Below are 18733 nucleotides of genomic sequence, written 5' to 3'. Positions count from 1 at the left end.
GCTGCGGCCCCCCTCCGGCGGCCCCGGACCCCCGGGGCCGCCCGGCGCGGCACAGGACAGCCGCCCTCCCCTCGACTCCCCCACCCCCGACGAACTTGCCCGCAACGGCGTACGCCGCCGGGTCCGCCGTCCGCATGCGTTAGGAGCAGCACCCCGCCATGCCTCAGCAGATACTCGCCGACATCACCGCACACGTAGGGCAGGTCCTCGTCACGGAGGGCGCCACGGTCACCGCCGGAGACACCCTCGCGATCCTGGAGTCCATGAAGATGGAGATCCCCGTCGAGGCGGACACCGCGGGCACCGTCACCAAGCTGGCCGTCATCGAGGGTGACGTGCTCCGCGAGGGGGCTTTGATCGCCGAGATCTCCTGAACACCGCCGTCCCGGCAGCCGGTTCCACCGGCTCATGGGGTCCGCAGGCAAGCGCCTTCGTTCGTGCCGGGGACGTAGAGTTCGCGGTCGGCCAGGGCTCGGGCGGAGGCGTGGGCACTCATACACTGCGCGACCGGACGAACTCCATGGGGGTTTGGCCGTACTGCTTCTTGAAGGCACGGATGAAGTGACTGCTGTCGGTGAAGCGCCACTGTGCGGCGAGTTCCGAAACACTCGGTCGGCCGACCGGCACTGCCAGTTCGAGCCGGGCTTCTTCCAGCCGCCTGCGGCGGATGTACGCGGCCACCGACTCCTCGGACTGGGCGAACGCCCGGTGCAGTGTCCGTACGGAGACATTGAGTTCGCGGGCCAGGGCCGCAGGGGTGAGATCCGGATCGGTGAGACGGCCGTCCACGATGTCCCTGGCGGCTTGGGCCACTGCCGGGGCCAGCCGGGGCTCACGGTCGTCGAACGCCCGCATGAGTACCCCCTTGACCAGTTCGATCAGAGAGTTGCGCGCGGCTTGCACACCGGCGGGCGTGAGGTCGTTCAGCGTCGCGTCGACAAGTTTGGAGTAGCCCGTGAGCAGACGTAATTCGGGCGAATCGGCCGGTCCGACGATCGCCCGGTCGCGGATCAGCGGCCTGAGCGGCGAGGCCGGCAGGATCAGTACCTTCGCCATCGTGTGCGGCTCCACCTCGAACCGCGCCGGAGGGCCGTTGTGCCGCACGATGAACTGCCCGGCCGCCACGGCGGTCTCACCCCGGTTGCCCGGAGGGACGAAGCGCCACGCGCCACGCCCCAGCACATGCACCAGGACCCGGTCTTCGAGGTGGTGGGAGGCGCCCCGGGTACCGCCGGCCATCAACTCACCGTAGACGTCCGAGAGCACCGCGTCGTGCACCTTGGACGCGCGGACCCGGACCCGGAAATCACCCGATCCGACTGGCGCCCAGGGTGGCAGGGGGAGCGCCTCTTTGATCTGTGACTCCCACGCACGCCGGAAGACGTCGAAGCCGTTCGTCCCGGCACTCGGAGCTGTCGTGTCGACGAAGAAGTTCCTCCCAGGCCCTGGTCCCGGTGCCGCTCCGTCGGTCCTCGGTTCGGTGTGTCCCGTGTCGCTCATCTCAACGTCTCGCCTTGCCGGCAACCGATGCTCCCTCGCCGCCGTATTCCACCACGGAACCGGGCACCGGCGCTGACGTCCCATCAGGGTGACGCTGTGGTACAAGCGCACGTCGCGGCGATCTCCGTAAGGTGAGCGATACGGACCATGATGGACGGCGCGCGGGGACCGGGGCGACCGGACCGCACCTGTTCGGAAACGGACAGACAGCGCGCTCGCTTCCATGCTTTCCGCCCCATGGTGAGTACGTGAAGGGCTCCAGCTGTTATGTCAGACACGAATCGCGGCACCGACGTTCCCTTGAGCGATCCCGCCGCCGACGCCGCCGTCTTCGACCTGCTGATCGGCCTGGTCCGCGCCCAGGTCCTCAGGGGCGTGGCGGCGCTGCACATCGCCGACCACCTCTCCGAAGGACCCATGACGGCCGAGGAGTTGGCCAAGCGCGAGGGCAGTCATCCGCGGGCCACGTACCGTCTGATGCGCGCGGCCTCGTCGATCGGTCTGCTGAGCTACGAGGGAGACCACCGTTTCGGTCTCACCGGCCGGGGCCGGCTGCTGCGTTCCGGGGTCCCCGGCTCCATGCGCTCCCTGGTGCTGGCCCAGACCGGCCAGGCGCTCTGGCAGTCCTGGGCCCACTTCTCCGAGGCTGTGCGGGAGGGCGGGGCCCAGACCAAGAAGGCGCTGGGGATGGAGATCTTCGAGTACTACTCGAAGCCGGAGAACTCCGAGGAAGCGGCTCTCTTCGCCCAGGCGATGGGGGACCTGTCCGGCCTGGTGACGCAAGGCGCCGTGGCCGCCGTCTCCACGGCCGGTGTGTCCACCGTCGTCGATGTCGGCGGTTCGAACGGTGACTTCGTCCTCGCGCTGATGGCGGCCGACCCCGAGCTGAGAGGACAGGTCCTCGACCTGCCGCACGTCGTCGAGAGCGCACGCGGCGAGGCCGACAAGCGTGGTCTGTCCGGCCGTTTCTCCGCGGTGGGGGGCGACTTCTTCGTGGAGGTTCCCCCGGCGGACCTCTACCTGGTGAAGACGATCCTGCACGACTGGGACGACGACCAGTGCACGACCATCCTGCGCAACTGCAGGTCTGCCGTGAACGAGGGGGGACGCGCGCTGGTCGTCGAGATGCTCGTCGGCGAGATCGGCAAGCCCGACCTGGCCACCCTGTCGGACATGGCCATGCTCACCTCGACCAACGGTATGGAGCGCGATCTGGACGAGTTCGACGCCCTCTTCGCGGCCTCGGGGTGGCGCCGGTCGAAGACGTACCCGGTGGGCAACGGTTACTTCGGCATGGAGCTCGACACCATCTGAGGGCACTCGATCTCGGTGGCGGCAGGGGTGAGGCTCAACGGGCCCTGGCCACCGTGGCCGGGACCTCCGCCAAGGCGTCACCGGATTCCCCGGCGCATGTGCTCGACATGGTCAACCGAACCATCCCGTCCCGGTCGGCCGCCGCCAGGCGTCCGACCTCAGGCGGGACCGCCTCGGCACCGTACTCGACAGGCGGGCCGGTGCCGGGCTGTCCGCGGCGCTCACACGGCGCCGGCGCGGCCGGCTTCCCGGCCCGGGCCGGTGCCGGCGCCCGCTACCCGACACGGCAGTCCGACGCACCTCCGCGTCGCCGATGGCGACGCGGAGGTCATGCGTGCTCCGCCGGACGTTCTCCACCTTGGCCGGCGGAGCACCGAGCAACTGCCCAGGACCCGCATCCACACGCCGCTGGAAGCCTCAGGGATCAGACACAGGTACTCACGCTTCACCCGCATCGCTGACTCCAGCACGCGGCCGCTCCCCCGCCGACGGCCGGGCACGGCAGCGCCGGATCTTGACCCTTGAGTCCTGACCGTGAACCTTTCGGGCAGCTCAGTGCCACCGATTGCCTCTCGCTCTGTCAGGCGACTTGGGTTCTGGGTCGTGACCGGAGAAACTGATCCCGTGACGTCCCGTGATCCGCGTGGCTCCCTGCTTCTCCTCGTCCGCCCGCGCACCCTGGCCGCCGCGCCCCGAACAGCAGTGACCCAGCGTCGCCGACCGGCCCCCCGCCCCCCGGAGGGCACCCCTCCGCCGGCGGAACTCGCCCGCATGGCCCGCGCCGTCCTGGCGGACGCGGCCCGCGTCACCCGCTGGGCCGACGCCGCCCTCCGCCCTGGCCGCGAGGGCGCGAAACCCGACAGCAAGGGCACCCTCTCCGCCACGACCGTCGAACGGGCCGCCGCCGACCTGGGGCTGACCGTGGCTCAGGTCCAGCACGACTGGGACACGGCACGTCTGGCCGGCCTGGTCAAGATGCACGGTGACAGCACCCGCCCCGGTCAACTGCTTCGGGCCTGGGACCGCGACGACAGCGCCGTACTGCGCGGCTGGGTCGTCCTCTTCGACGCTTGGTCGCTTGCCCACCCGGAACCCACCGACCACGAGCCGACCTCCGTCGCCGACGTCGTCTCGGCCATGCCCCAGGTGCTCTCCTTCCTCCAGCTCTGCGCTGGCCCCGTCCCGGTGGAGCATCTCCTCGACCTCCTCGAACAGCGGGTCACCGAACTGCGCACCGAACGGTGCGAGGCCGCACACGGCCCCCGGCCCAAGTCCACGCCCCAGCCCCAGCCCCAGCCCCAGCCCCAGGACGTCAGCCACGGTCAGCCCGTCCAGGAACCCCCCGATCTGCCGTTGGACTTCGCGGCCTTCTACCAGAGCCGCCAAGAGTTCTTCCATCAGTTCGCGGAGACCCGCCTCGGCAGTCGGCGTGTGGCCGAGCAGGTGGTCCACCAGGCGTTCCTGGAGATCCTGCGCGGCTGGGGCCGGCTGCTGCAGGAAGGCGACCTGGAGCAGCAGACCCTCGTGGTCCTGCACCGCTGTGTCACCGACCGCCTCAGACGCGATAGCCCCACCCCCTCCGCGGCCTCCGCGGCCTCCGCCAACAACGATCCGGCGGAGCCCGCGGAGGACACCGCGCTCGCTCCGCTCCTCGACTGGGCGTTGCGGGCGCTCGCCTCCGTCGGTGCCCTCACCTACGACGACGGGCAGGCCACGCTCACCGCGCTCGGCAGCTGGGCGGTTTGGGTCAAGCTGGAGCAGATCTGCGTCGCCGCGCAGAGCCCCGCCGGGAACATCGAGCAGGGCGCCGAGGACATGCTGCGCGGCTGCGCCCAGCTGCGCCCCCACGCGGCCCGCGCCGAATACCGCGCCTGGCTCGCCGCCCGGCCGGTGGGCAGCGCCGTCACCGAACTCCTCGGCGCCGCCCGGGGCGAGGACGCTCTGCTGCGCGGCCTCGCCTTCGAGGTGCTGCGCGTGATCGGCGCCCCCGCCGAGCCCGAGGTCCGTACCGTGCTCGACGAGCCAACGCTGCGGCCGTACGCCTTGCTGTGGCTCGCCGAGCATGACGGCGCCGACCCCGAGGACGCGTTCGAGGTGCTCACGCGGGCAGAGGCCACCTGGCTGTGGGTCGACACCGCCGCCGCCGTCGCCGACTACGGCGAGGCCCCGATGCTCGTGCGGCACCTGGAGTCCGCGGTGCAGCTGACCATTCCCGCGCTCCTCGACGAGGTGCGCGCCGTCGGCCACCCCCGCACCGTGCAGGTACTGGTCGCACTCGCCGCGGCACACCCCGATCCCGTCCTTGCGAAGGCCGTACGCCGCGCCGCCTTCCAGGTACACACCGGGGCGCCGCCACGCTGCCGGGCTCAACTGACGCTCGTGGATGACAATCCCCGCGCAGGGACCCCCGTACGCCTGACCATGCGGCTGGTGGCCGAGTCCGGGCATCCCTGGGCCCGCCCGGGTGCCCGGCCCCCGCTGGACATTGTGGCCGTGCCGCTGAGCAGTGCGGAGGTTGTGCCGGCCACGGTGCTGTACGGCCCGGGAGACGCCGAATCCGCTCAGTTCCGCGTCGTGGCCGCAAAGCCCGGTACGCACCGGATCCGGTTCACTTTTCTGCACCACGACACCGGTGTCGTCCTGCAGCAGGTGGAGACGAAGCTGGACATCGCGACTGCCGATCCCACGGGTGCGGGGAAGGAACGGCTGCGGCCTCGCAGGGGGAGGTCCTGACCACGTGCCGCGCTCATTGACCACCCGCGTCGTCCAGGACCCTAGTGACGGCTTCCGCTTCCTGCCGCATCTGGAGACGGAGCCGCCCGATCTTCGCGTCAGTTTCGACGTCCTCGGCGGCGACCGGATCCGGGCCCGTATGACGGGAACGCTGGTTCCCGCGCTCGTGGGCACCGAGCACAAGGCCGATCTGATTGCCCGGCCGGATGAGGTCCACGGCGCGGCGGCCCGGTTGTGCGCTCGTTGGAAGGAGCGGTTCGTCGACTTCCAGCCGGTCGACGACCGAGGCCGAGCCCTGCGGGACCGGCGGCGCCCGTACGCGGTGGCCGCGGATCTCAGCGGCGAACCGGAGGACGAGCTGCGCACGGTGGTGGCCGATTTGGCCCGCGGCGGTGAGTCCCTGCTGTTCGACACCCTGCTCCGCGGAGACGATGTGCGGATCCAGACGTTCCGCACCTATCTCCGCTCGGCCTTGTCCAGGGAGGGGCTACGGGTACGATTCGACTCCGATGTGCAGCTTCCCTGGCCGATGCTCTGCACCGGCCAGGAACCCACCGAATCCGCAACGCCCCTCCCCGCCCTCTTCGCCCGCTTTCTCGGCCACCGGCATCAGATCGAGCACACGGGCGACGCCTACGCGTGGATCGGACCGCCCCGTACGGCACAGCAGCGGCCGGCCGTCAGCCTGAACCACGACGTCCGCGTGGGCAGCGCGACCCGAGCGGACGAAGTCGCGAAAGCGCTGGCGGAGGGCACGGCGTGCACCGTGCGCACGACGCACGAGGAACTGGTCCGCGACTTCGGAAACCCGTATCTGGACGAGCAGTTGATGTACTTCTGGTGCCACGGCGAGTTCATCGCCAACGAGCCCGAACCCCACGTCCTGGTCATCAGGCTCACGGATGGCACCCCCTTCGACGGCCACACCGTACGCGAGCTGCGGGCACGCCACCGGAACAGCTGTTTCCGACCGCTCATCCTGCTCAACGCCTGTCATGCCGCAGTCTCCGGGGCGAGCGCGGACCGTGCCTTCCTGGGGCGCATGCTCATCGAGCACGGCGCGCAGGGCGTGCTGGGACCGCATATCGCGATGCCGCAGGCGTTCGCCGCCGAGTACGCGCTTGAGTTCATCAGGCGATATCTGCGCGGCGAGTCGACCGCCGGCAGGATCGCGCACGAGCTGGCCCGGCTCTTCGCGGCCCGGTACCGCAACCCGTTGGGCTTCGCCTACGGACTGCATGGCGGCATGGATTCCCGTCTGGAACTGACAAGTGGAGGTGACGCGTGAGCCGTGCCGCCACGGTCGTCGAGGCCGTCGACCTGGACGAGAGCGGGTGGCTGCTCGACGCCCACACTGGTGAGCCGGTGCCGGACCACCGGCTGCGCCACACCTTCACGGAGCGCCTCGCCCCGCCCGCCTGGGCCACGGACATCTTCGTCTACGTGCACGGCTGGCAGACATCCCCCAACTCCGCCCACCGTGCTGCCGAACGGCTGCTGAACCTGGCACACGACAACCTGAGGACGGCCCCGGACAGGTATCCGGCCTTGACGGCCGAGGGCTTCAGCCCATGGTGTGTTGTGGTGCGCTGGCCGTCGTCCAGCCCGGTCACCCCTACCGGCTACCGCAGGATCCGGGACCGGGCACACGCAATGGGAGCGCGTGACGGCGAAGGACACGCGACGCACATCCTGGGCCGGCTGCTCGGCTATCTGCACGCCGAGCGCGCCGCCCCCGGTGCGGCACCTGTACTGGCCAACCGCGACGGGCAGTACCTCCACCTGGTCGGACATTCCTTCGGCTGCCGGTTCCTGTGCGAAGCGGTGCAGTGGGCGGCGGACCCCCAGCGCGCCGACACACTCGACTGGAGCGCGGCGGGCCGTTCGCCGGACCGCCCGTTCACAGTGGACAGCATGCTGCTGTTTCAGATGGCCGCACGGCGCGACGCCTTCCTCTCGCTCTTCCCATCCATCCTGCCGAGTGACCGGCACGACGGCGCCCCGCTGAGGGGGCCCATCGTCGCCACGTACTCCCGCCACGACCGGGCGACCGGGTTCTGGCACCTGCGGGCAGAACGGCAGCATGGCATCGGGCACTCCGGGATCGGCCCAGCACCAGCGCCCATGTTCACCACACGTCTGCTGCCGCTCGACGAGCGGTATCCGCTCTCCGCGCTCGACCACCACTTCGTGAACGTCGACGCTTCCGACGTGTATGTCCGCGGTCGCCGTCTCAGCCCGGCAGGGGCCCACTCCGACCACGTGCGTCCGGAGTCGGCCCATCTCTTGCTCACTCTCGCGGACTACTCGCGCTGAGCGACCAGTACAGGCGTCCGGCGAAAGGCTCAATGAGGCGTCGCCGACCACACAGCCCGAGGAAGATCTCGGTGCGTTCGGCGTGCTCGGCCCAGACGGGCCCGTGGCAGGGGTGATGGGTGGCCTGCGGACAGCGGGTCCCTGCTCTTCGGCCGGTTCGCCTTCGGCGGGGGCCTCGGGCGACAGAGGGCGGGCTTTGTGGGCGGCGAGTCGGACCGGGGCTGTCGGCGCGCCCCACTGGATCTATTCGGCCCAGGCACGCTCCAGCTGGATGCGGAAGGCGGCGGGCCTTCGCCCGATCAGCTCTGCCAGCGTCGAGTCGACGCTGGTGAACTCGCCATTCCGTGCTGCCGCGAAGATGCTCAGCATCAGGTCGGCGATCGGGGTCGGGGCGCCGTGCGCCAGGACCTGCTCGCGAAAGGCGTCGTCGGGGACGACGGTCCGGGTGAAGGGCCGTCCGGTGACCTGGGACGCGAGCTCGGCGACGGTGTCGAAGTCGAGCGCCGCCGGGCCGGTGAGCGGCGGGGTGGGCCCCTCGAAGCGGGCCTCCTCGGCGAGGATCACCGCGGTGGCCTCGGCGAGGTCGTCATGGCCGGTCCAGGCGACGGGGCCGTCGGCGGGGAGGGCGATGTCGCCGGTGTGGCGGGCGGACTCCAGGAACTGCAGGGCGCTGGCGGCGTAGAAGCCATTGCGCAGCGCGGTCCAGGGCAGGCCGGTGGCGCGCAGCAGGTCCTCGGTTTGGGCGTGGTCGCGGCATGCCTGGAAGCGGGAGTCGTGGGCGGCGCCCATCTGGCTGGTGTAGAGGATGCGGCGGACGCCGGCCTTCACGGCGGCGTCGATGGCGGTGCGATGGCCGCTGACGCACTCCTGGCCCGTGCGGTCGAGGGAGACGAGGAGCAGTTGCTCGGCGCCCTCGAAGGCGTGCGCCAGCGAGGCGGGGTCGTCGAAGCTGCCCTGCCGGACGCGGACGCCGCGGTCGGCGAGGTCTTGGGCCTTGCGAGGGTCGCGGACGCTGACGCCGACGCGGTCGGCGGGGACGCGCTCCAGGAGGCGCTCGACGGTGCGGCGGCCGAGCTTCCCGGTGGCCCCGGTAACGATGATCATGGGTTCTCCCGACACTGTTTCCAATGGAATCATTTCCACGGTAACACTGGAAATCTCAGTGGAAACAGATCCTCGGTACCATCGGTTCATGGCTACGCGCGACTCAACCGACGGCCCTCGGCGCCGCATCGTCGAGGCAGCCGTCGAGCTGCTGGAGAACGGCGGCCCTGACGCGGTGAGCACCCGCGCGGTCGCCGCCGCGGCCGGAATGCAGCCGCCGGCGATCTACCGGCTCTTCGGTGACAAGGAGGGACTCCTTGAAGCCGTCGCCGAGCACGGCTATACGCAGTTCCTGGAGAGAAAGCGCGCGCAGCTCGACCCCGCCCCGCAGGACCCGGTGGAGGAACTGCGCCGCGGCTGGGACATGGTGGTCGAGTTCGGGGTCTCCCGCCCCGAGCTGTTCGCGGTGATGAACCGGGCCATCGGCCGGGGATCGGACGCAGCACACCGCGCGGGCCTGGAGATCCTCCATGGGCGGGTGCGCCGGCTGGCGGCCGGGGGGTGGCTGCGGGTCGACGAGGAGCTGGCCGCGCAGATCATCCAGGCAACCGGCCAGGGCGCGGTCACCACCTGGCACTCCACCCCCGCAGACCGCCGCGATCCGGCGCTGTTGACCGTCCTGCGCGAGTCCATGGTCGCGGCCGTCACTCGCGCCGAGCCGGCGGTCCCCGCCGCGGAGTCCGGTCCCGCCGCTGCGGCCCGCGCGCTGCGCGCCGCCCTCCCCGACGACGCCGATGTCCTGAGCGAGGCCGAGCAGCGCCTGCTGCGTGAGTGGCTGACGCGCCTGGCGGCGCACGGTGGCGCGCCGCATGCCTGATCGCGCGTCAGGTGCCGTCAATACACCAGTTATGCCCTAGTAGGTTCCTCGCCAGGTTGGCGTGGTCTCACGGAGACTGTGGTCAGTCCGCCGCCGGGGCCGCTTCCAGGGCCTCGGCGGTCAGTTTGCCGCGTGGGCCGATGGCGTCGGCCACGCTCAGGCAGGTGCTGTCGTGGAAGACACCGAGTTCGTAGTGCACGGAGTCGGTGTCGACGGAGCGGACCGTGAGCCCGATCTCGTAGTCGCCCGGGTAGGTCACCTCACCGAGATACTGGATCTGGTACGACGAAGGGGGCAGATCCGGCACCGAGCCCGCACCACTTGTCCCGATCGAGTGCGAGGTGAAGGCGGCGACAGCCTCGTCGTACCAAGTGGCCAATGCGATGAAGTTGACGTGCTGGTTGGAATCGACGTCACCGATCCGGGAACGCAGAGTGGCCCAGTACGAGTAGTGGGCACGTCGCAGGCGCTCAGGGCGTGGACGGGCAGCTGCCGACGTTCCTGTCTCCGGCAGCTGCAACTCCCCGAGATCGGCGATCAGCTCGTCCGGAAGCCGGAGCGGCCCCGAGCTCTCGGCCAGCACGACGGTGGCGTCGCCACTGCCCACCTGCTTGCCGCAGATCGGCCTGCCGCACCCGGACATCGATCTGGATACCGAACCTCTGACCGTCAGGAGTGTTCATGCATCATGACCTTAGGGCAGCGTCAACTCACCCGGCCCCGCGTCCCGGCTGACGAACCTGACCCAGCGGCGACCGGCACCGCTGTTCAGGGACTTGAAGTCCGCAGCCGACCGCATCATCGACCGCCACGGACCCTCGTTGTCACCGCGGCCTCGCATGCGGCCCCGCAAGGCCACCGTGCTTCGGGGGCACACCACGACGTCGCCTACGGCCCGGTCGTGTGCTGCGAACCATCCCGGTCCTGGCCGCTTCCGGATGGCCGACCTTCGGCTGCTTCGTGTGCATGCGTGTCGTTGTACCGGAAGGTCACCTTGATGCGGTCGCCGCGCCCCTTCGACGCGGTGAACAGGATCGGCTCACCGTGTTGGGTGGTGTCCAGGCCCTCCGATGCCAGTATGGGGTAGCCGACGGCGACGTCGAGATGGTCGGCGTCGCGAGGTTCGGCGAGTTCGCTCCAGTAGGTGCGGTAGGCCCTGCGCAGTTCGATGTCGTAGTGATCACGCAGTGCGTCGTACAGCGATCCGGTGCCTTCTGCCGAAGGCCAATGGCTTTTCAGGCGCGGCAGTCGGCTGCGGTCCATCCAGATGGTGGTGAGACTCCAGGGGACTCCGTCGACGTAGCGTACGAGTTCGTAGCAGACAAGGCGCTCGGCCGCACTCAGTTCGGTTTGGATGCGCTTGTCCGTAACGGTGCGGACGTCGAGCAGGCGGGTTTCCGTGGTCGCGCCGTGAGCCGAGATGTTGTGGGTGAAGCTGGGCACGGTACCCAGGTCGAAGCGGACCTTTGTTGCAGCGGGGAAGGTGCCGTTGCCCTGCTTCACCTCGATGACGCCTCGCCGTGCGAGTTCGTCGAGCGCCTGCCGGACCGTGAGGCGGTTGACTCCGAATTCGTCGGCGAATTCGAGCAAGCTCGGCAAGCGTCTTCCTGGGGGATACTCGCCGGCCTGCAGACGCGCTTCGATGATTTCGCTCAGCTGACGGTAGAGCGCTGTTCCGTTGTGCCGGTTGAGGTGGGTGCTTCGCATGGCGTTGGTGGGCTCTTCTTCTCGGTGCGCGGCGGCCGGTGGTGAATGGCTGGGGCGGTCAGCCCCTGTGTCGGTCGTCTTCGCGTGGGTCCAGGACGACGTCGAGTCGCAGGCGCCTCGGGTCGCGGTCGAGCGCGGCGAAGAGTGCGGTGCGGACCAACTCGACGCGGTGGTCCATCTCTTGCTCGTCGACAGTAACCCATGGTACGTCGTGGGGTATGCGGTTGTCAGGAATGGGATCGTCGCGGTAACGGGGCTTGATGAAGCCGTGGATGTGCGGTGTCCAGTTCCCGAGCACTTCCCAGTTGAGCTTGTGCGGCCGGAATGCCTCTTCGACGGCCGCGGAACTCAGCAGGAGGTCGTTGAAGTAGCCGCCGGCCGCGGTGGGCGGCAGGTGGTGCAGTTCGGTGGCGTGTGCGTTGCTGATGAGCATGCACATCCCGCTGACGTACTGGTTGGCGGCAAGCAGCAGTCGAGAGGCGGTCAGGTCAGCGATGTGGCGTCCGGTTGTGACGTCGCTGTGTCCGGCCTCGATCTCGGAGCACATCAGGCAGCCGGAGTCCGGTTCGGGACGGAGCACATCGGCTGGGTTCGGCATGGGGTTGCTGTTCGGCGTCATGGGTGTGGCTCCTAGGCGTGATCGCGGTGCCGGACCGAGGTGGTGGTCATGCGCTGTCCGCCGGCATCGAAGTAGTGCAGGTGTGCCGGTTGAGTGTGGACCATAAGGGGTCCGGACGGCCGGGCTGTGGCTGGTACACGTACCCGGGTTGCGCCGGCGTCGGTCGCGACGTGCAGGAGACGATCCCGTCCGTGCAGTTCGCTGGCGGTCACCGAGCCGGCCAGCGTGAAATCGTCCGCGGTACCCGGCCCGAGTCGAAGGTCCTCCGGCCGGACACCGACGCTGTGAGCGCCACGGTAGTCATGTCGAGGGAGCAGGCCGACTGGAAAGAGGTTCATGCCCCCGAGGAAAGTGGCCGTGAAGGTGGTCGCCGGCTCACCGTAGACGACGTCCGGTGAGTCTGCCTGCTCGACGCGTCCGGCGTTCATGACGACGAGGTGGTCGGCGAGGGACAGAGCCTCTATCTGGTCGTGAGTGACGAAGACGACCGTCATGCCGAGCCGACGCTGCAACGCCATCAGGTCGGTGCGCATTCCTGCACGCAATTCGGCATCGAGGTTGGAGAAGGGTTCGTCCATGACGAGTACGGCAGGGTCGCGGACCAGAGCACGAGCGATGCCGACACGTTGACGTTGCCCGCCGGACAATTGAGCCGGACGGCGATCGAGCAGCCCGTCGAGTTTGAGGAGCCCGGCTGTCTCGCTGATCGCCGTCAGGCGGTCCCGTTTGGGCACGCGCGTCATGCGGAGGGGAAACTCGATGTTGGCGCGCGCGGTCTTGTTCGGGTACAGGGCGTAGTTCTGGAAGACCATCGCGATTCCGCGTTCTTCAGCTGCGAGCGCGGTGACGTCGTGGCCATCCAATTCGATCTTTCCGGCGGTGGGGGTCTCCAGACCGGTGATGCAGCGGAGCAAGGTGGTCTTGCCGCACCCGGACGGGCCGAGCAGCACGGTGATCTGCCCCGCTGGAATGGAGACGTCGACCCGGTCCAGTGCGTAGCTGCTCCCTTTGTCGAAGGACTTGGCCAGTTCGACGCATCGGACCGCATGGCCGAGGTGTGGGCCGCTGGAACGCGGGGGTGATGTTTCGGACCCTGACGACGGCGGCGTGTGTACTTCGGTCACTTGGACTCCTCCAGCAGGAGAGATGCCTGCCTGGCGGCGTCACCCAGTGCCTGGGCGGGACTCTTGGAGCCGCGCAGCGCCAGGATGATCTCCTGTTGCAGCTCGTCGGTGATCTGGCTGGACTGGGACCCGGGAAAAGCGAATTGATTGACGACGTTCGCGAGTTGCTGGTTCCCCGGCCGGTAGAGCGGGTTGGTGAAGAACCCCTTCAGGTACTTTTTTCTGTCGGTGGCCACCCGATTGACCGAGGACAGTCCGCTGGCCTTGACGAGTGTAGTGATCGCGGCCGGGCTCACCAGCTTCGAGATGACGTCGAACGCTGACTTCTGTCGCCGTGCGTCCTGGTCGAGCAGGACCAGGCTGGCGAGTCCCGCGACACATCGACGAGTACCGCCGTCGGGGATGGGCATGACCGCGGTGCGGACGTCGAATGTCGACGCCTTGGCTATTCCAGCGATCTTCGCCGAGCTCGTGTACATCATGCCGAGGTCGCCTCGGCCGAAGGCGTCCGCTTCCTGCTGGTAGGTCATGGTCTGACCGAGGCCGTCCTTGAAGAGTTTCGCCCAGAACTGCAGTACCTCGACACCCGCGTCATCGTTGAAGGCAGGTGTCCGCCCGTCGGCAGAGGCCATCGCGCCACCGTTGGAGTACAGGAAGTTCTGGAAGCAGAAGTTGCCGCTCTGGTCGTTGCTGAAGGTGGCTCCGTATGTGGTCGCCTTCGATGCGACCAGTTGTTCGGCGTACTGGCGGACCTCGGAGAAGGTGGTCGGGGGCTTGTCCGGATCGAGACCGGCCTTGGTGAACGCGTCGGCGTTGTAGAACAGAATGAGCGTCGAGATGGAGTAGGGCATCGCGTAGAGCCTGCCGTCGACCTTGCACAGGTCCATGAGGGCGGGCACCATCTCCGTCTGGTCGAAGCCGCTGGACGCGACCAGGCCATCGAGGGCGACGGCCCGCTGAGCCGAAACATACTTGTTGAGGTTGTAGCCGCCGATCATGGCGATCGAGTCGTGCACGCCGGCAGCCAGGTCGGACTGTACCCGCTGATCGACGGAGTCGAAGGTGCCTGGCGTCTGGACAACCTTGACGGTGGTGGCCGAGCCGGGGCCGTAGAAGCTCGACAGCAGGGCGGGCATGAAGGAGTAGACGGCACTGTCGATCATGACGAGGTCCAGTGTGTCGCGTCCTGAACCGGATGCGGAGGATGTGCCGTCGGAGTTGCCGCTGCACGCGGCGAGAAGTCCGCCGAGGCCGAGGGCACCGGCGCCGGCGAGCAGTGTGCGGCGGGAGAGAGAACTGTCGGCAGACATAGGTCGATGCTCACTTTCAGGGGTACCGGAATGGGTGGGACAAGCCGGGTCAGTCGAGTCCGCGGGCGAGGGCCAGCCCACGAACGAAGTGCCTTTGACAGGCCAGGAAGCCAAGGAGCAGCGGAATGACCGCGAGGGTGGCGGCCGCCGTCTGAGCGCCGTAGTTGGAGCCGGACTCCTGGGACGCGAAGAGTGAGATGCCGTATGGCACGGTGCCGTGGGCGTTCGTACGCAGGATCACCGAGGGCCAGAACAGGTCATTCCAGTTGTAGATCACACTGAAGACGGCCAGGGCGAGGATGGCCGGCTTGACGTTGGGGAGAACCACCCGCCACACCATCGCGATCGGACCGACGTGGTCCAGCCGTGCCGCGTCGAACAGGCTCTGCGGGATCGAGAGGATGAACTGGCGCATCAGATAGATGCCGAAGCCGGTGCAGGCATAGGGAAGAACCAGGCCGGCGATCGAGTCGTTCAGCCCGACGCGCGCCAGCATCACATAGTTCGGGATCGCGACGACTTGGGGCGGGACGATGAAGCAGACGAGTACGCCCCAGAACAGCACGGATCTGCCGCGGAATCGCATCCGCGCCAGTGCGTATCCGGCGGGCACAGCAGTGATCAACTGGCAGAGGAATATCAGGCCGGTGACGAGAATGCTGTCGAGGTAATACCGGCCCCACGGTGCGGCCCGCCAGGCGGCGACGAAGTTGTCCAGGGTGAGGTGGGACAGGCCGAGACTGCCGTCGACGATGTAGGGCTCGGGTGTGAAGGCGGAGCGGACCATGACGTAGAACGGGAAGAGCGTGACAACAGCTCCTGCTGCCAGTACTCCATGAGTGGCGGCCAGGCGTGCGGCGCCGGTCGTGCGGCGGGGAGCGGTCATCGCGTGCCTGCCCTTTCCCACCGCCGGCCGAAGCCACGCAGCTGTGCAAACGTGGCAGCCAGTACCAACACCAGCAGAAGCACACTGATCACCGACCCGACGCCCAGGTTTCCGAAGGTGATTGCTTGTTGCCACATCAGGACCGACAGTGTGGTGCTGGCGCGTACGGGACCACCCGCCGTCATGACCTGGATCTGGTCGAAGACACTCAGGGCGTTGCGGGTCGCCACCGCAGCCGCGAACACCAGAGAGGGACCGAGCGCGGGGAAACTGACGTGCCAGAAACGCTGCCACGCACCGGCTCTGTCCAGCCGCGCGGCCTCCACCAGATCGGGATTGACGTTGTTCAGGCCCGCCAGGAACATGATCATCGATGATCCGATGCCGTGCCATGCACCGACGACGGCCACCGCCGGCAGCGCCCAGGTCGTCGAACCCAGCCAACCGGTCACACCGATGGCGCGCCCGAGCATGGAGTCGATGACGCCGCTGTTCGGATAGAACATCCACGTCCAGATCACAGACATCGCGGCGAGGGTCGACGCGGCGGGCATGAAGTACGCCGTTCGCCAGAGCCCAGCCCCCGTTCCGAGTGAGTTCACGGCGACGGCGACCAGGAGACCGACGCACACAATGATCGGTGCCGTGATGAGCCAGTACAGGACTGTGTGCCAGAGGGCGGGCAGCAACTGTCCTCCGCGAAGGGCCGTTCGCACATTGCCCAGGCCCACGTAACCATGCGACTGCGCCAACAGGTCGTAGTGGAACAAGGACAACACGCTCACGACGCCTACGGGCAGCAACACGAACAGCGTGAGCAGGAGCATCGCAGGGGAGAGCAGAACGTAGGGTGCGCAAGCGCTGACGACCCTTCGCCGCAGCGACCCGCGTCGAACCGAGTCCTCAGGTCCGGCGCCTGTGGCCGGAGAACGCTTGGTCATCGTGCGCTGATCCGATGCCGGGGCGGCGGTCACTGACCCGTCCCTACGGCAGCCGGCCGTGCCGTCCCCTCGGCGTCGCAGTGGTCGCCGCCGGCTGTGGCCGCCGGGTGTGCGCCACCAGGTGCCGGGTGCCTCGCGTCCGTCACGGCGTTTCCTCCTTCGTCTGAAACGAGCGGTCCATGGGGTGCGGTGGACTCACCAGGACCTTGCCGCACCCAGCGGACGCAGGGGGCGACCCTCCGATGACTCTTTCCAGAACAGCTAGTGAACGAGACGTCTAGACGGCTAACCGTGTACTACGGTCGAGCCGTGAGCAAAGCCGCCATAACGAAGACCCCCCTGGACAGGGCCGAGCGCCTGGCGGGGTTGGCCGCCGCCGCGCGGACCGCACGCTCAGCCCTCATCGACCTGGCCGACAGAACACTCGCGGCCACGGATGTCGTGATCGTGGAGTACCCCGAGCCCTACGCCGCTCCCCTGACGCTGCATACCGCGGTCGGTGACTCCGACCTCGGTGCCGCCGTCGTGACACGTTGCACGGTCACGATCGACGGCCGCACCGGATGGGGCCTCGTACTCGGATGGGACCGGCTCGCCTCTCTCGCCGCAGCGGTACTCGACGGCGTGGGCGGCGAGATGGCCGACACGCTGGCCGCTGAAGCTCTTGCTGCCGAGCAACTGGCCCGGCAGCAAGAGGCCGACCTTGTCCTGCTGACCCGAACGGAGTCGGAATGACGTACGCGACACAAGAGGTCATGGAGGGACACGACCACTTCCGGGCCACGATGGTCGCCCTGTCCTATCCAGGACGCCGAATTCCCGTCGAGGACGCGTCCCGCACCCACGCGTCCCGCACCCACCTCAGTCGCACCGGCCGACAGATCCTGCGCGCGCTGTACGACGACGAGACACCCGTCACCACGGTCGCCGCAGACGGAACGACGACGGGCGCCGCACCCGAGGAAGCACGTGTCCTCGTCGTGAACGGCAGCACTTCTCACGGGGTGCTGAGCCGGATCCCGCGAGGCACCGAGGAATACCCGGAACAGGGGGCGACAGTCATCTATCTCGTGGCGGGGCTGCCCGATGCGGCGCACCTCCACCTGACCGGTCCCGGCGTGGACGGAGACCTGGAAGTCCGCCTTCCTCTCGCCCTCGACGACGTCATGGCCCGTAACACGGCCTGCCGGGAGAAACCCACGGGCATCGACCTCCTCCTGGCCGGTGACGGATGGGTCACCGGGCTGCCGCGCACCACGTCCGTCCAGCAGGTGGATCGATGAGTTACTCGACCTACAAAGAGGACGCCGCCGCGATCAGCGCCGTACAAAGACTGGCGGCGAAACGCCGAGCGCCTGGAGTGCCGGGCGAACTGGCCGCGCAACTGCCCCTGTTGTTCGACCAGATACAGGGCGAAGCAGGACTCTTCGCGCCGGCCCTGGTCGAGCGCGCGCTGAGCCAGGCGCAAGGCGATGTCGGCCGGGCGGTGGGCCTGCTGCGAGGCTGGGCCGCCGTCCTGCCCCGTCTGGTCACCCCGACGCTCAGCGAGGAGGACGTACGGGTCGTACGGCGACTGACACCGGCATTTCGTAATCCGGAGCACGGACAGTACCTCGGTGCGTCGCCGGATCACGCGCCGCGACTGCTTCAGACCGACGACACGCCCGAGCAGACCGCCGGCGTGCCCGAGCCGGAGCAAGCAGTGAGCGATGAACCGGGCTCCGAAGCGACGGATGGCCCGTGCGCACAGAAACTGCTTCGGTTTCCCCGCGCGGTGGCGGACCTTGAGGCCAGCGGCATCCTCAAGCATGGCTCAGGGGCACACTCGGCGCCGCACAGCGCCCTGCTTGCCACGCTCGCCCAAGGGGACACCGGCGCGCTGACGACGATTGCCTATGCGGCCGCGCGAACCTTCGGCAGCCAGCGCGAACCGATCGTCGGAGAGCTGCGCGCAGGGTACACACCGGTCCAGGTCGTCCATCCGGACCTCGGTGTTCAGATCACGCTGGGTGAAGTCCCTGTCTGTACAGCCGAGTTCGTCGTCGAGCACCGTTGTCCCCCGGGCCAGAAGGACTCTCCCGCCGCCCGGTTCTATCTCGGCGCCGGAACGACCATCGGGCATCTGGAGCGTCGTGCGATAAGCGCCGCTCTGCTCGATGCGACATGCAGCCGGGACGGTGCCGCGGACGACGTCGGTCTGGGCATGCTGGGAGACCCGGAACTGCTCGCCCCCCTGCTCGACGGTGCGGCAGCGTGTGGCCACATCGAGCACTTCAAACTGCCACATCATGTGCAGTTCCAGTCCAAACTCGACCCGGACGCGTCCGCCTACGAGTCCGCGGAGGATCAAGAAGCGTGAACA

The 18733-nt window shown here is 68.5% G+C and carries 17 protein-coding genes and 2 pseudogenes; 10 read left to right on the top strand and 9 right to left on the bottom strand.

Annotated elements, in window-relative coordinates; all coding sequences use genetic code 11:
- The first annotated feature begins 158 nt into the window (after window positions 1-158).
- The gene (locus AC27LF_RS29780; protein WP_479664270.1) at window positions 159-374 is read left to right on the top strand and encodes a biotin/lipoyl-binding carrier protein; all 216 of its coding nucleotides are present in this window, start codon (window positions 159-161) and stop codon (window positions 372-374) included.
- A gap of 118 nt (window positions 375-492) precedes the next feature.
- Here the strand turns inward: AC27LF_RS29780 and AC27LF_RS29775 are convergent, their stop codons facing one another.
- Window positions 493-1266 (bottom strand): helix-turn-helix domain-containing protein, encoded by a 774-nt coding sequence (locus AC27LF_RS29775; protein WP_479664271.1) that lies wholly within the window; start codon window positions 1264-1266, stop codon window positions 493-495.
- Window positions 1267-1800: 534 nt separating this feature from the next.
- On the opposite strand from AC27LF_RS29775, the gene AC27LF_RS29770 reads away from it, so the two are divergent.
- From AC27LF_RS29770 to AC27LF_RS29750, 5 genes and pseudogenes are all read left to right on the top strand, one after another.
- Window positions 1801-2814: a methyltransferase gene (locus tag AC27LF_RS29770; RefSeq protein ID WP_479664272.1), complete on the top strand. Its 1014-nt coding sequence runs from the start codon at window positions 1801-1803 to the stop codon at window positions 2812-2814.
- 702 nt (window positions 2815-3516) lie between these two features.
- A pseudogene (locus AC27LF_RS29765) lies at window positions 3517-4155 on the top strand (hypothetical protein); the annotation flags it as partial.
- A gap of 276 nt (window positions 4156-4431) precedes the next feature.
- Window positions 4432-5160: pseudogene (locus tag AC27LF_RS29760) on the top strand (hypothetical protein); the annotation flags it as partial.
- Between the two features lie 391 nt (window positions 5161-5551).
- On the top strand, window positions 5552-6835 hold the full coding sequence (locus AC27LF_RS29755; RefSeq protein WP_479664273.1) for a CHAT domain-containing protein: 1284 nt from the start codon (window positions 5552-5554) through the stop codon (window positions 6833-6835).
- On the top strand, window positions 6832-7863 hold the full coding sequence (locus tag AC27LF_RS29750; protein ID WP_479664274.1) for a hypothetical protein: 1032 nt from the start codon (window positions 6832-6834) through the stop codon (window positions 7861-7863). Before AC27LF_RS29755 ends, AC27LF_RS29750 begins: the two co-directional genes overlap by 4 nt.
- 243 nt (window positions 7864-8106) lie before the next feature.
- Here the strand turns inward: AC27LF_RS29750 and AC27LF_RS29745 are convergent, their stop codons facing one another.
- Entirely contained in the window at window positions 8107-8967 is an 861-nt protein-coding gene (locus AC27LF_RS29745) for an SDR family oxidoreductase (protein WP_479664275.1), read from the bottom strand.
- A gap of 88 nt (window positions 8968-9055) precedes the next feature.
- On the opposite strand from AC27LF_RS29745, the gene AC27LF_RS29740 reads away from it, so the two are divergent.
- Window positions 9056-9784, top strand: coding sequence for a TetR/AcrR family transcriptional regulator (locus AC27LF_RS29740; RefSeq protein ID WP_479664276.1), 729 nt, complete (start codon window positions 9056-9058; stop codon window positions 9782-9784).
- Window positions 9785-9866: 82 nt separating this feature from the next.
- On the opposite strand, the gene AC27LF_RS29735 is transcribed toward AC27LF_RS29740, so the two are convergent.
- The 7 genes from AC27LF_RS29735 to AC27LF_RS29705 form a co-directional block, all read right to left on the bottom strand.
- A complete protein-coding gene (locus AC27LF_RS29735; protein WP_479664277.1) occupies window positions 9867-10427 on the bottom strand; it encodes an acyl-CoA thioesterase in 561 nt (186 codons plus the stop codon).
- 245 nt (window positions 10428-10672) lie between these two features.
- Window positions 10673-11491, bottom strand: coding sequence for a GntR family transcriptional regulator (locus tag AC27LF_RS29730; RefSeq protein WP_479664278.1), 819 nt, complete (start codon window positions 11489-11491; stop codon window positions 10673-10675).
- 58 nt (window positions 11492-11549) lie between these two features.
- On the bottom strand, window positions 11550-12110 hold the full coding sequence (locus AC27LF_RS29725) for an HIT family protein (RefSeq protein ID WP_479664279.1): 561 nt from the start codon (window positions 12108-12110) through the stop codon (window positions 11550-11552).
- Between the two features lie 11 nt (window positions 12111-12121).
- Complete coding sequence (locus AC27LF_RS29720) at window positions 12122-13234, bottom strand: ABC transporter ATP-binding protein (RefSeq protein WP_479664280.1); 1113 nt, start codon at window positions 13232-13234, stop codon at window positions 12122-12124.
- On the bottom strand, window positions 13231-14544 hold the full coding sequence (locus AC27LF_RS29715) for an ABC transporter substrate-binding protein (RefSeq protein ID WP_479664281.1): 1314 nt from the start codon (window positions 14542-14544) through the stop codon (window positions 13231-13233). The genes AC27LF_RS29720 and AC27LF_RS29715 overlap by 4 nt, the downstream gene beginning before the upstream one ends.
- 49 nt (window positions 14545-14593) lie before the next feature.
- Complete coding sequence (locus tag AC27LF_RS29710) at window positions 14594-15430, bottom strand: carbohydrate ABC transporter permease (RefSeq protein WP_479664282.1); 837 nt, start codon at window positions 15428-15430, stop codon at window positions 14594-14596.
- Window positions 15427-16257: a carbohydrate ABC transporter permease gene (locus tag AC27LF_RS29705; RefSeq protein WP_479664283.1), complete on the bottom strand. Its 831-nt coding sequence runs from the start codon at window positions 16255-16257 to the stop codon at window positions 15427-15429. Before AC27LF_RS29705 ends, AC27LF_RS29710 begins: the two co-directional genes overlap by 4 nt.
- Before the next feature lie 423 nt (window positions 16258-16680).
- Here AC27LF_RS29705 and AC27LF_RS29700 point away from each other — a divergent pair, with 423 nt between their 5' ends.
- Genes AC27LF_RS29700 through AC27LF_RS29690 form a run of 3 tightly spaced genes read left to right on the top strand, consistent with a single transcriptional unit; the run spans window position 16681 to window position 18730 of the window.
- On the top strand, window positions 16681-17106 hold the full coding sequence (locus tag AC27LF_RS29700) for a phosphonate C-P lyase system protein PhnG (RefSeq protein WP_479664284.1): 426 nt from the start codon (window positions 16681-16683) through the stop codon (window positions 17104-17106).
- The gene (phnH, locus tag AC27LF_RS29695) at window positions 17103-17654 is read left to right on the top strand and encodes a phosphonate C-P lyase system protein PhnH (protein WP_479664285.1); all 552 of its coding nucleotides are present in this window, start codon (window positions 17103-17105) and stop codon (window positions 17652-17654) included. Before AC27LF_RS29700 ends, phnH begins: the two co-directional genes overlap by 4 nt.
- The gene (locus AC27LF_RS29690) at window positions 17651-18730 is read left to right on the top strand and encodes a carbon-phosphorus lyase complex subunit PhnI (protein WP_479664286.1); all 1080 of its coding nucleotides are present in this window, start codon (window positions 17651-17653) and stop codon (window positions 18728-18730) included. Before phnH ends, AC27LF_RS29690 begins: the two co-directional genes overlap by 4 nt.
- Window positions 18731-18733: the final 3 nt, after the last annotated feature.

The sequence above is a fragment of the Streptomyces diversicolor genome, assembly GCF_057537855.1.
The sequence above is the reverse complement of the archived record's forward strand: the minus strand, read 5'-3'. Positions and strand labels throughout refer to the sequence as shown.